The 12032-nt window shown below is 70.3% G+C and carries 12 protein-coding genes; 8 read left to right on the forward strand and 4 right to left on the reverse strand.

The features are described from left to right. Window positions 1-211: 211 nt before the first annotated feature. The 3 genes from O7615_RS15090 (at window position 212) to O7615_RS15100 (ending at window position 2790) form a co-directional block, all read left to right on the forward strand. Window positions 212-856: an N-acetyltransferase gene (locus tag O7615_RS15090; protein WP_278178219.1), complete on the forward strand. Its 645-nt coding sequence runs from the start codon at window positions 212-214 to the stop codon at window positions 854-856. Further along, window positions 853-1728 (forward strand): tetratricopeptide repeat protein, encoded by an 876-nt coding sequence (locus O7615_RS15095; protein WP_278178220.1) that lies wholly within the window; start codon window positions 853-855, stop codon window positions 1726-1728. The genes O7615_RS15090 and O7615_RS15095 overlap by 4 nt, the downstream gene beginning before the upstream one ends. 207 nt (window positions 1729-1935) lie before the next feature. Further along, window positions 1936-2790, forward strand: a complete 855-nt coding sequence (locus O7615_RS15100) for an endonuclease/exonuclease/phosphatase family protein (RefSeq protein WP_278178221.1) — start codon at window positions 1936-1938, stop codon at window positions 2788-2790. 220 nt (window positions 2791-3010) lie between these two features. On the opposite strand, the gene O7615_RS15105 is transcribed toward O7615_RS15100, so the two are convergent. Further along, window positions 3011-3229: a hypothetical protein gene (locus O7615_RS15105; protein WP_278178222.1), complete on the reverse strand. Its 219-nt coding sequence runs from the start codon at window positions 3227-3229 to the stop codon at window positions 3011-3013. Window positions 3230-3430: 201 nt separating this feature from the next. Here O7615_RS15105 and O7615_RS15110 point away from each other — a divergent pair, with 201 nt between their 5' ends. The 3 genes from O7615_RS15110 (at window position 3431) to O7615_RS15120 (ending at window position 7136) form a co-directional block, all read left to right on the forward strand. Further along, window positions 3431-4318, forward strand: coding sequence for an endonuclease/exonuclease/phosphatase family protein (locus O7615_RS15110; protein ID WP_278178223.1), 888 nt, complete (start codon window positions 3431-3433; stop codon window positions 4316-4318). A 437-nt stretch (window positions 4319-4755) separates the two neighbouring features. Then, a complete protein-coding gene (locus O7615_RS15115; RefSeq protein ID WP_278178224.1) occupies window positions 4756-5769 on the forward strand; it encodes a hypothetical protein in 1014 nt (337 codons plus the stop codon). Window positions 5770-6239: 470 nt separating this feature from the next. Further along, window positions 6240-7136: a helix-turn-helix transcriptional regulator gene (locus O7615_RS15120; RefSeq protein ID WP_278178225.1), complete on the forward strand. Its 897-nt coding sequence runs from the start codon at window positions 6240-6242 to the stop codon at window positions 7134-7136. Window positions 7137-7181: 45 nt separating this feature from the next. Here the strand turns inward: O7615_RS15120 and O7615_RS15125 are convergent, their stop codons facing one another. From O7615_RS15125 to O7615_RS15135, 3 genes are all read right to left on the reverse strand, one after another. Then, a complete protein-coding gene (locus O7615_RS15125; protein WP_278178227.1) occupies window positions 7182-8492 on the reverse strand; it encodes an alpha/beta fold hydrolase in 1311 nt (436 codons plus the stop codon). Window positions 8493-8584: 92 nt separating this feature from the next. Further along, complete coding sequence (locus tag O7615_RS15130) at window positions 8585-9277, reverse strand: hypothetical protein (RefSeq protein WP_278178228.1); 693 nt, start codon at window positions 9275-9277, stop codon at window positions 8585-8587. Between the two features lie 73 nt (window positions 9278-9350). Beyond that, window positions 9351-10151: an SAM-dependent methyltransferase gene (locus O7615_RS15135; protein ID WP_278178229.1), complete on the reverse strand. Its 801-nt coding sequence runs from the start codon at window positions 10149-10151 to the stop codon at window positions 9351-9353. Between the two features lie 275 nt (window positions 10152-10426). Here O7615_RS15135 and O7615_RS15140 point away from each other — a divergent pair, with 275 nt between their 5' ends. Continuing rightward, window positions 10427-11179, forward strand: coding sequence for a hypothetical protein (locus tag O7615_RS15140; protein ID WP_278178230.1), 753 nt, complete (start codon window positions 10427-10429; stop codon window positions 11177-11179). Window positions 11180-11816: 637 nt separating this feature from the next. Continuing rightward, on the forward strand, window positions 11817-11969 hold the full coding sequence (locus tag O7615_RS15145; RefSeq protein WP_278178231.1) for a hypothetical protein: 153 nt from the start codon (window positions 11817-11819) through the stop codon (window positions 11967-11969). The last annotated feature ends 63 nt before the right edge of the window (window positions 11970-12032 follow it).

Raw genomic sequence — 12032 nt, forward strand, 5'->3', positions numbered from 1 at the left:
GGCCATCGTGCCGGCCGCCGTGGGAGGCCGCGGTGAGCACTGCGCTGGGTCGTGTGTCGGCAGGGTGGCAGGGAGGGTGCCTCTACGCGCGGTCCGGGCAGCCATCGGCGTCCCCGAGCCGCAGAAGGCCCGCCGCCGATCCGCGGCGGAGCATCCCGGACGCAGCCGATTCCGACGAGGTGGTCGGGGTGGTCAACGGTGAGGAGGGGCCGTGAGCCGGATCCGGGCCGCCCGGTGGGCGGAGCATGCGGCCGTGACGGCGGTGATTGCTGACGCGCTGCTTCCCAGCGCGTTGGTCGAGTGGCTGGTGCCCGAGGCGACGCAGCGCGGCCGTGTGGTGGCCGATGTGGCCGCGATCTGGGTCGAGCACGCGTTCGTGCACGGCGAGGTGTATCTGGCCGACGGCACCGAGGGTGTGGCCGCTGTCGTGGTGCGTCTGCACCGGTACCGGGCGATACCACCACCGGAGATGGACGGCGGTCGTGTCGTCGACGCCGCTGATGAGCACGCGGCCCACGTCGCGTTGGTGGATGCCCTCATCCTGAGTCACCGTCCCACCGAGCCGCACCATCACGTGGTGTGTCTGGCCGTACGTCCGTCGGCCCAGGGCGTCGAATGGGGTCGGGCGTTGCTCGATCACGTGTGTCGCCGGATGGACAGCGTCGAGGCGCCGTCGTGGACCGTTGTCCTGCCAGGCGGGCGGGACCTGTTCGCCAGCGCCGGCTACACCGCCGGACGTCAGTTCACGGTGCCCGGCGGGCAGACGCTGTGCCCGATGCGGGCTGCCAGCGGGGCCGGCGGTGACGCGCGTTCCGCTGCCGAGACGGCCGGCAACCGCGGACGGATGTCGCCGTGACACCCCCGACCACCCTAGACATTCGCGGTATCGAGGGGTATCTGCCGGACGGGCTGCTGCACTGCGCATTGCGCCGGCAACCCATGACCCGCACCGACCACCCGACCGTCTTGGGCTACCAGTGCCGGCCCGGCTGCCGCCGCAAGTCCCTGAACGGTCTCCAGATCACCGGCATCGTCGGACGGGAGATCCTGCGGCAGGCGCCCCGGCTCCTGCCGCCGGGCACGGACCCGTACCAGGCCGCCACCCATGCCAGCCGGGTCCTGGCCGCCGTCACCGTCGGGCCGACCGCCGCCACGCCCCGGTTCACCTGGCGCACCGCACCCGCCTCGCCCGCGACGGGCCACGTCCGTCGTCTCGCCACGGCTCGCCGCGTCGTGTCCGGCAACCCTCACCAGGCGGTGCGTCTGCTGCGTCTCGTCCTGGCCGGTGTCGACCCCGCCGCGCCGGCACCCGACGACACCCACGCACAGGCCGCCGCACACCGCGTCGTCGGGCAGTACCAGCAAGCCCTGCACCGCTACGGGCGACTCGCCGAGCACCTGGTCGTCACGGACGGGCCGCAGGGTCACCGCACCCTGGCCACCCGCGCCAGCATCGCGCTGATGCTGCACCGCCTCGGCCACTGCCAGACAGCCCACGCCCTGCACGCCGACACCTCCACCCACCGCGCCGTGCATCGCGACCGTCGGCCGGCGACGACCGCGATGAGGCTGCACCTGGCCCGGATCCGCCGTGACTGCACCACCAAGGGACACGACTACTGCTACACCGGCGTGCCGGCCGGCGTCGGGCGACCGGTCGGCGCGAACACATCCCCATCGCGTCTGCGGCCCGCTCATTCCGACACCAACGCGAGCCGGCATGGATAACCCGCCACGTCGACCTCTTCAACGGGGGCGATCGCCGCCACCGGGCCCGCGGGCGGTCACCGGATACGCCGCCATCCGATATGGGCGGGGAGATCACCAGCCACGTGTCGGTCGCTGTGTCGGCCCTCACCTATCTCGATAGGACGGCCGGCGAACAGCGCACACCGTAGGGAACCCACGAAGAGATCGAACGAGGAGGAGATCGTTATGCTGATCACAGTTGTCGGGCAGAATATTCAGCACGGGGGATTCACCGACAAGGACGGGAAATGGGAAGACCGGTGGCCGTTGCTGCGGGAGCGGCTCGCTGCCGCAGAACCGGACGTGCTGGTCCTCAACGAAACGCGGGGCTGGACGACGGGCGATCATTGGCGGGTCGGTCGGGCGATGAGGGATCTCGACATGTACGCTGTCCCGCCGCCGCCGCGTACCGTGGAAGACAACGGGTCGCTGATCTTGGCCCGGTGGGACACCATGGGTCCGTTGCGCTACACCAACCACGACTTCTCCGGGCACACGGTAAACGGCTTTACCACCGTGAGTTTCGACGTAGAGGGTTTGGAACAGCCGATTACGTTCGTTGGGTTGCATCTGACCCCGTACAGTGCCACGGCCGCCCTCGCGGAGGCTGAGCTGGTCGTCACCCGCGGCTACCAAAACGGATCGCTCGTCGTCGCCCTTGGCGACGTGAATTTTGCGCCAGCTGACGGCCCGGAGCCGGACTACTCGAAGATGCGTGTCTACAACAAAGCCTCACGGACCCTGCCCTCTGAGAACGGGACCGGCCTACGGCCCAACCGTGACATCGCGAAAGCCATCGAGCGACGTGGCTTCATCGACGTCGCCCTGCACCTGGCGAGGAAGACCGGCGATGAGAGTCTGCTGGAACACACCGCGTCGGATGACCGGATCGACCTGACCTTGGTTTCCGAACCGATGGCCGACGCCGTAAAGGAATACGCGCGGCTCGGCACGCCGGCACGCGCCAGCGACCACGACGGCACTCGTACCGTGATCGACACCGACGACATCGACCGCAGCAAGATGTTCGACTACCAATGACCCACAGGGCTACCGTGCGCCCGCCGGACGTGTGCGCCACATTCCGGCCCGATACGGGCGGGAGCCGTTGGTGGCGAGGACTGCGTGTCCCTCAACCACGCTGCCGTTCGCACCCGCAGGCCGGCGAGGTAGCCGCCGCTGCCACGCCACCGGCCGGGTCCGTCACCGCCGTCCCCGGCCCGCGGCTGGTGGCGGACCCGGTCGGACAGCAGCACATCACTCACGAGTTGCTGGCGGCGCCGGTTGACGTCGCCCGGCAGCGGCGGACCACGGCCGCCCCACCCGCACCGACAGTCGTGGCTGCGACCGCGACCAGCGCACCACCGGCCGCGGCCGGCTCGGCCCTGACCCGCATGGCCGACTGCCGCGCCGACGCGCCGGCCGACACCACCAGCGGCGCATACCAGGACATCGCGCGCCGCATCTGGCGCCGCGCCATCGTCGGCCCACCCGGGCCTACCGGCAGATCTGAGCGGATCCGCGTCGACCAACCGCGGCGAACCGAAGACGCCGGCGGCGGCCGGCAGGTCAGCGCGCGCGTCGCCGCCGATGGCTGCCCCTACCGACACCGACCGGACAGCGGTGCCCGGGTCACCGGAGCGTCGCGCACCACACCACCAGCTGGCCATTGTGGAGGCAGATGATGCTGCTGCGCGTCATGACGTACAACCTGGGTGACTGGGGCAAACGCGCGCACGACCCGGCCGAGGCGGCCCGGCACCGGGCCGCGGTGGACGTCGTGCGGCAATACCGGCCGCACATCCTGTTCGCGCAGGAGCTGTTCGTGCCGGCCGGCGAGCGGGCGCAGGCGGTAGCCGCCCGGATGGTGCGCGCCGCCGGTTTGGATGCGGCGGTGGGGGTGGAGGGCAACCACGCTCAGCTCGCCACGTGCGTCGGCTGGCGGAGCCCGGTGGTGATGCGGCGGGGCTCGGCCCGGCGTGCGAGTCCGGACAGGCTGTGGCACGCCCTGCACGGGGTGACCCTGCGCGCGGGCGGCCCGACCTTCGGATGCTGGGTGTACCACGGGCCGCCGCGGGTGGGCCGCGACGAGAACATCGTCGAAGCGCAGCGGGTGAGCGAGGCGCAGGTGGTGGCCGCGGAGGTGGCCGGCGGCGACGACGAGTGTGCCCTGGTGTGTGGGGACTGGAATTGGCTGCCCGCAGACCGGGCGGCCGATGGTGGGTACTGGCATCCCGACCCGGTGATGCCCGATGGCCTCACCGCGGCGCAGGCGCGGCTGGCGCTGAGCCGCGCTCCCGGGCAGGTGCTGGTGGACGCCGGACTGGTGTCTGTGGGAGCGGCGCTGCGCCGGCCGCTGACCCAGACCAGCACCGGCCACGAGCCCCCGCCGACGATGAGGGGCACCGACTACGGCGCTCGGCTGATCGATGAGGGCTTCGTGACTCCCGGGGTGGTGGAGGCGCTGAAGGACCACTGGGTGGTGGACACCCCGCAGACCAGGGCCATCTCGGACCATCTCCCGAGGATGTTCACCGTCGACACCCGGCACATCGGCGGCGGGCGATGAATCTGGCCTCCGTGCGCCGGTTGCCGGGCGGTTGTGCAGCTCCAGGTGCCGGCGTGCCGGGTGATGACCAGGTAAGCATGCCGGTGGTCCTCACGCTCGCGCGCGACTTCACCGTCCGCAAGAGATCAGCGCCGCGAACAGGCGGAAGCGCTGCTCGATGGCGTGGTCGGCCTACCCGCCCGCCTGCGCCGTCGGCATTCACCACCCGCCGGAGCGGACGGAACTGCAGCCGAACCGGACTGGTGCATCAAGGGTCACGATCACTGCGACATCGGCGACCCGCAGTCGGGGAGGCATCGGGATGGCCCTCCGGCGGGCGGCTTCCGGCGGCGCCCGTCGCCAGACCCACGACAGCCCTACGGCCGTGCCTGACTAGTGGACCGACACCGGGCCCCGCAAGCAGCCGGCCTCTCGTCCACTGGAAGGAGTCGACGTACATGTCAGACCGCGAGTACAGCTTCTACACCTGGAACTTGAAGGACTATCTGTCGACCGACACCGACACCGACACCTACCGGTACGCGGCCGTCGTCGACGTGATCCGCGAGTTGGGGGCCACGGTCATCGCGGTGCAGGAGGTAACCGCAGCGAGTCAGGCAGCCGCGATGGCGCAGATGGCGCGGTTGGCCGACCTGACCGGGATGACGGCCACGGTATCCGCCGGTGGCCCCGGTGAGGCCGCCTCCGACCGGCCGGTGTACGCCGGTGGAGCCGGCGGCAACCGGTTCGCGACCGGCTTGCTGTGGGCACGCGACACCAGCGTCCGTGTGCATCCGGACAGCTTCCGGGTGTATGGGGGCAGCGACTTCTTCCACTCGCTAACGAAGGTGGACCTGACCATCGGCGGCGAGCGGATGACGGTCGCGTCCGGGCACTACTGCCCCATCGGGCAGCCACGCCGGGCCAGCGAAGCGAAGCGGGTCGTCTCCGCGATGCCGTTGGACGGGTTGGGGTTGGTGGGCAGCGACGGCAACACCATCGGATTCGCGCGGGTGCCCGACGGTATGGGCGGGTACCGCTTCTACGACGACGATCCGTACGCCAGCCGGCCGTGGCAGCCCGGTTTTGTGCACACCTGTACCTGGACGACCGACGAGCGCGGTGAGATCGTCGCGCATCAGGCCGACCGCGAAGCGGCCCGGATCCTGGCCGCCGGTGGGCTACACGACGTCGCTCCCACCATCGGTGCCGAGTGGACACCGACTGCCGGGCACCAACCCCACCGATGCGCTCGGCATCGATCGCCGCATCGACTACATCCACGCCACCGGCGAAATGATGAAGCGGGTCACCCGCTACGAGGTGCACAACACGGCGCGAGCCCGGTTCGCCAGCGACCACACGCCCGCCGGCGTGTTCTGGGCCCGGGGCCGTTGACCGCTGGAGGTACCCGACGGTGCCGTCACCGGCCTGGGGCCCGCCTCGAGAGGACGACCGGTCATCTTCGGTGATCCCCGGACATCAATCGCCGTGCCCCGACACGCCGCCGGGCAGAGCCACATGGAGGAGGTGCCCTGCCCAACGGTCTACCGCGCGAGGTCGCCCGGGAGCCGCGACATCGAATCCTCGATCCGATTCAGCCGTCGCCCGTTCCCGCAGCTCCTGCCCGTCGCGGCAGTTAGTTGACCTCGACCGCGTCGGTCCCTCCATTCGGAGGGCTGCGGCCTGCATGCTGTCGCCGAGATGGCCTGGCGTGCCAACCCGGGCACACCGCTGCTGCCGACCGTCAACGAGGGCGTCGACGCCGGCGGGCAAGCCCCCGAACCGTTCCGTCTCCCTGTGCCCACCACATGGGGTGCACTCACGGAGCTTGCCTGCCGGCGCCCTCGATAACCACCGTTGCGGAGACCGATACACCTCATTCCACGAGTTGGAGGACTTGGCAGTGCCTTCTGTAGATGCCCGCTCGGAGGGTGCGGATATGACGGCGAGCGGGCCGGGACCGACCACGATTCGCCGCCGCATCCGCTTCCTGTTGCGTCAACTACGGGTCGATGGTGGGCACTCTCAGGACGATGTGTGCCGTGTGATGCGCTGGTCTCAGTCCAAAATGGCCCGGATTGAGTGCGGTGTGACCAACATCGGCGTTCGGGATCTGCGGGACCTGCTTCAGTTCTACGGGGTTGGCGAGGCCGAGGCGGCGCCGCTGGTGGAGCTGGCGAGGCGGGCACTGCGGCCCCATTGGGCAGCTGCGTACCGCGACGATGTGCCAGCTGCCTACATGGATTTCCTCGGTCTCGAAGACGATGCGATACGTGTCAGTGAATACCATCCGTTCGTGATTCCCGGGCTGCTGCAGACCGAGCAGTACGCCCGCCTGCTGCAGGCCGCGGGACCGCGACGTCGCGGTGGCGACGCCGCGGCCGAGGCCCGGGTGCGGCTGGCCATGGCCCGGCAGCGCCGCGTCTTCGCGCAGCCACGTCCCGGCCGCGTGCGGGTCGTGCTCGACGAGTGGGCGCTGACCGTCGTGAGAAGCGCGCAGGTCATGCTCGACCAGATCGAGCTGATCCTGTCGCGGCTGCCCGAAGTTGACCTCGTGCTGCTCACACGCGGCACCGCCGCCGACTCCGTCCTCGTCGGCCCGTTCTCGATGCACGAGACCGGATCCGAGATCGATCCGGATGTGGTCTACGTCGCCAGCCCGCCCGAGGACGGGGCGCTCGTCGAGGATCCGGAGATCGTCAACGGCTACACGCGCGCCTTCGACCACTCATATCGGCAGGCGGCCTCCCGCGCCGACACACGACGCATCCTCGACGCCATCGCCGAGCCACTGCGTCGCGCCCGGGCTGCGCGGGCAGCCAGGTCTGCACCGTGAACCTGTCGGTCGGCCGCGGTGTGCCGGTCGACCAGGGCGGAGGTGTCAGCTGCGGATCATGGTGATCAGGCAGTCCAGGATGGCGCCGCCGTCGACGTCCAGGCCGTCGTGCTGGTGGGTGGGATCGTCCCAGACCCGCATGCCGGGGATCAGGTGGGCGGTGCGTCTGGACAGCGCCGCCGGCACGTACGCGTCGTCGGCGTAGATCACCGCGGCGCACGGGACCGCGCATGCCCGTAGTTGTGCCTCGTCATACAGTCGCGGCCAGTGGTGTGCCGCGAGGTCCTCGGCGATCCCCTGCCAGGGCCGCAGATCTTGGTAGCCGTCGACGGGGTCGAGCATCCACGGGTAGACGTGCTCACCGGTCCACAGCGTGGCATCGCTGTCGTAGTCGGCGGGCAGAGTCCGCTGCGCCGACCAGGCTGTCACGCCGCCGTCGGCCCAGCAGGACTCGTGCAGCACCGTGTGCAGGGGGTCGCGCGCCGACCACGGGGTGGCGGCGGCCACGTCGTGCGCGAACGCCGCAGAGGTGGGATCGCGTTCGAGCAGGAAATGGAGCCGCTGCTCGCCGCCAGCGACGCCCAGCAGCATGCCGAGCTGCCGCACCTTCCGGCTGGTGAGCCGGTCCCCGCCGGGCAGGACGATGGTCTGGTCGGCCAGTAGTGCGTGGAGCCGGGCGACCCGGTCGCGGTCGCCGGGATAGCGGGCGTAGAAGCGGGCCGAGCGCTCCCGCATGCCGTCGTGCGTCGCCCGATACACCACGTCAGGGGATTGACCCACCGGCGGGAGACCGCCGGCGAAAAACGCCTCCGCCACCGCGTGCGGCGCCGTCGACAGGTAGGTCAGCAGCGCGAACCCTCCGGCGCTTTCGCCCAGCACACTCCACGACCGATCACCGCAGATCGCCTGACGTACGAGTTCGGCATCCCGCACGATCGCGTCGGCCCGGTAGCGCGTCAGTACCGCGGCGGTGGTGTCGGCGGTGGGGCCGGTCAGCGATCCGATCGGACTGGACAGGCCCGTGCCGCGCGCATCCAGCAACACGACCCGGTAGTCCCGCAACGCGCGGCCCAGCCACGGCGGGCTCACCGGCGACCACGTCGGACGCGTCGACTCGTGCCCCGGGCCGCCGTGCAAAAACAGCAGCCACGGCAGGTCCGGCCGCGCCGGATCCCAGATCTCGCGGGCGAACACCGCGATCCGCCCCCGCGAGGGGTCCGTATGATCGAGGGGCACCACCACCCGATGCTCGGCGACCGCCGGACCGGCGCCGCCGGCCAGCCCCGGCGCACCGGGTCGGGTGGCCCGACTACCGGACGCCCGCGGGGGACGACCACCGGGCACGCTTGCGACCATTGCCTCATCTCCTGGGAACTCGATGGTGGGACCTGAGGGCTGCTGACCGGATCCACGACGCCGCAAGAGGCGAACGCCTGGCCGGACACCGGCTACGCGCTGGCCCTGCGCCATCGTCGAGGAGAAGCCGCAGGCCGCCGGTCGGGCGGGTAGTCCGCGTCAATCTCCGCGCGCAGTGCCGTCTGCGCCGACCGGATCGCCGCGGTGAGACGCACCACCGCGGGGTTGTCCGGGTCGAGCATGATCGTGTGTCGGGTGATCTGCACGTCGCCTTCACGCGCTTCCCACGTCGTGTGCCCGTGGGCTTCCAGGAACTCGGTCCACGCGTGCCGGACCGGTTCGGTGGCGTGCAACCGCACCCGGGCAGTCAGCCGGTCCGGGTGCGGCAGGTCAGGGATCCGGGTTCGACCTTCGATGTACTCGTCGGTCAGGTCGTCCAGCATCGATTGGTGGCTTTGCACGTACTCGGCCAGATCGACGTACAACTCGCCGCGGATCTCCCGGCGCCGGTCAGCGCGGTCGCGTTCCCACCTCGCGTCATCACGTCTGCCGGTAGCACGTTGAGTCATCGCCACACCGGCAAGAGCGGACAGCGGACCGAGGAGTGCGACGAAGACAGCGGTCCAGTTGATCTGGCCAAGGATCGACATCCGCCCATCATCCTCATGGCACGTCAAGAAGCGGTATCGGTCGCAAGTTGCCAGCGTCCGCCGACGGTCAACCAGCGGGCGACGGGGCCGCACCGAGGAGCCGATGAATGCCCGGCGCCAGGCCTTGTCCATCATCGGCTGAAGGGCAGCTACGCTGCGGCCGAGGTATCCATCCTTCCCGCCGTGGACTACCTGCACGACCCGCCGGTTATGGCTTTCTGGCCAACCCGCAGTACACGTCCAGTTCCTTCGGTTTGTCGTGCGGCTTTGGCCGCCAGAACGGTGTGGACACCACGCCGGGTGCGACCACGTCGAGTCCGGCGAAGAACGCCGTGATCTCCTCGACGGTGCGCAGGTGGTAGTCGCCGCCGGCGTCGCGGGCGGTCTCGATCGCCTCGGCCGTCTTCGCGGTGATGACACTGTCGTTGATCGCCAGGTAGCTGCCCGCCGGGACGGCATCGAGGAACGTGGCGACGATCTGCGCCGGGCTGGGCTGGTGGTCGTCGGAAATGTGGCCGAGGATGCCCACCATGAGTACCGCGATGGGCTGAGAGAAGTCCAACGTGGCGGCGGCCCGCGCAAGAATCGTGTCCGGGTCACGAACGTCGGCGTCGATATAGTCGGTTGCGCCTTCGGGGCTGCTGACCAGCAGCGCGCGTGCGTGGGCCAACACCAGCGGATCGTTGTCCACATACACGATCCTCGACTCCGGCGCGACGTGTTGGGCCACCTCGTGCGTGTTGCCGGCACTCGGCAATCCCGTGCCCAGATCGAGGAACTGTCGGATCCCCGCCTCGGCGGTCAGGTAGGTCACGGCCCGGTCGAGGAACCCTCGACCCGCCCGGGCGATGTCACGGATCTCCGGCATCTGCGCCATGACCGCGTCTCCCACCTTGCGGTCAGCGGCGAAGTTGTCATTGCCACCCAACAGGTAGTTCCACCACCGGGCGCTGTGCGGGATGTGCGGGTTGAGCCGAGCGACCAGATCCTCGTCCAACGTGTCGCCCATCATGGCCTCCCGTGCATGTGGCGTCGTGGCATGGCGTCGCGGTGAGCTTAGTACCTCGCGCATCGATCGCGGCAATCGTGGCGCTCTGCCCCGACTCGCGGCCGCCTAACGCCCCTGTCCGAAGTGGTCGGTGAAGCGTCGCGACCGGCCGGGGCATGTTCCCGCGGTCGTGGAGCGGGTGTGCCTGCCTCACCGGCGCACCGACGCCGATACATCGATGCGGCTGCTCGTTCTGGGGCGGCCGGTGGTAGCTCGTGCGTCGATATCATGAGTGGGTGGACAGCAGGCCGGTGCTCGCTCAGGCGGAGGACGTCTCGCGGCAGGTCGTGATCGCGTTGTCCGCGGATCCGCCCAACCAGTCCGCGTTCCTGCACGCCTTCCGGGGCGGCGCCGGTGGCCTGGACCCGGTCGTCGCGGTGGCGGTGCTGCACACGTGGGCGCGCGGCGCTGCCCTGCTCGGTGACCGCGACGCCGTCGGCCGGCTGTCCTGGCTGCCGCGCGGCGGCGAACGGTACCGCAGGGCGATCTGGGCCGCCGCACGCGAGGGCGACAACCGGCTGCAGCAGCAGATCGCCGCCGCCCTGCTGCGCCTGTCCGACCGGCAGGTATCGCTGTTACTGGCCTGGTACGCGCACGCGTTCACGCACACCATCACCGAGGTCTGCGGCGGATACCGGGCCGTCGAGGACATCGCCGGTTTCCTGGACGGGTACATCCCCGCCCGCGATCCGGCCGGGCAGGCAGCGGTGCTGCTGGTCGCCGCGCTCGCCGCCGGCAACACCGACCTAGCCGAACGGGCCCTCACCCGGATCACCGGCGGCCCCGACGCCGACACCGTCCTCACTCGCATCGACGCGATCGTCTATCCCGCCATGCTCGCCGCGCTCGCCGGTACCCGCCGCCTGCTGGGCACCGCCGCGTCGGCCGGCCTGGACCTGCCGGATGATGACGTCGCCACACACGTGTGGGCGCACGCTGGCACACTCGCCCGGCTGCTCCCGCCTCTGATCAGGCAGCTACGCACATAGCCACCTCTGCCACAAGACCCGCGGACCGGTTCCCGGCTGCCGCCTCGCCCGGACAGCGCCTACCGAACGACGCCCTCGTGCCCGCGGGGGATTCGCCCACTGCAGGAATCGCTGGCCGTGAACGGTCTCTGTGCAAGCCGCGGCCGTGTCCGTGGCAGACACCACCGGCTCTCGCCTCGCCGGCCGGGTCCAGAGGTCGATCGTGCGTAGGGTCAGGGTGGCGTGGCTGGGGGCACTCGTCGTAGCGCGGCGGCGACGACACCGGGGTCGCCGCTGGCGGCGGCGTAGGCGAGCTGAAGTGCGGGCATCCTGGACGTGACAGCGATGGGTGGCGGTGGGCAGCACCGAACCGACCATCAGTCCGGTTAGGGGCACGTCGGCCAACGCCGGGGCGAGTCGGTCGGCTAGTGCTTGCCGGTGGTCACAGGTGGCCGCGGAGGCCGGAGGACCGTGATGAGTCGGCGAGGATGTCGTGGGCGCGGGTGATCAGTCGGGTGAGTTCGGGGTGCTGGTCGAGTTCAGGCGGCAGGTAGACCGTGCAGCTTGCTGGGTTCGGCCCAGAGACGCGCTCGACGCGGGCTAGAGCGTCGGATCGCGGTTTCGATCTTCCCCTACGACGGATGAGTCAAGAAGAATCGTGGAGAAGGCCCGCGTTCAGTGGTTGCTGGCTGGGCACGAGGTGCTGTTCGTCGACTCGGCGACCCTTCCGCTTGGCGACCCGGCGCTTCGAATTCGGTGGCGGCCGCGTGCGGCTATCGGCGTGAACGCGTTCATGGGCATGGCCTTCTAGCGCGGGGGTGGTGCCAGTCGAACGGCGCGTGCCCCTGGCGCAGGAGCCAGCGGGCGCCGGTCG

The organism is Micromonospora sp. WMMD1082 (genome assembly GCF_029626175.1).
Taxonomy (GTDB): domain Bacteria; phylum Actinomycetota; class Actinomycetes; order Mycobacteriales; family Micromonosporaceae; genus Micromonospora.

Bases quoted from the DNA above. Each gene is read 5' to 3' on its own strand.
- O7615_RS15100 (WP_278178221.1), top strand. From the start codon at position 1,936: ATGCTGATCACAGTTGTCGGGCAGAATATTCAGCACGGGGGATTCACC.
- O7615_RS15105 (WP_278178222.1), bottom strand. From the start codon at position 3,229: ATGGCGCGGCGCCAGATGCGGCGCGCGATGTCCTGGTATGCGCCGCTG.
- O7615_RS15110 (WP_278178223.1), top strand. From the start codon at position 3,431: ATGATGCTGCTGCGCGTCATGACGTACAACCTGGGTGACTGGGGCAAA.
- O7615_RS15115 (WP_278178224.1), top strand. From the start codon at position 4,756: ATGTCAGACCGCGAGTACAGCTTCTACACCTGGAACTTGAAGGACTAT.
- O7615_RS15120 (WP_278178225.1), top strand. From the start codon at position 6,240: ATGACGGCGAGCGGGCCGGGACCGACCACGATTCGCCGCCGCATCCGC.
- O7615_RS15125 (WP_278178227.1), bottom strand. From the start codon at position 8,492: ATGGTCGCAAGCGTGCCCGGTGGTCGTCCCCCGCGGGCGTCCGGTAGT.
- O7615_RS15130 (WP_278178228.1), bottom strand. From the start codon at position 9,277: ATGATGGACAAGGCCTGGCGCCGGGCATTCATCGGCTCCTCGGTGCGG.
- O7615_RS15135 (WP_278178229.1), bottom strand. From the start codon at position 10,151: ATGGGCGACACGTTGGACGAGGATCTGGTCGCTCGGCTCAACCCGCAC.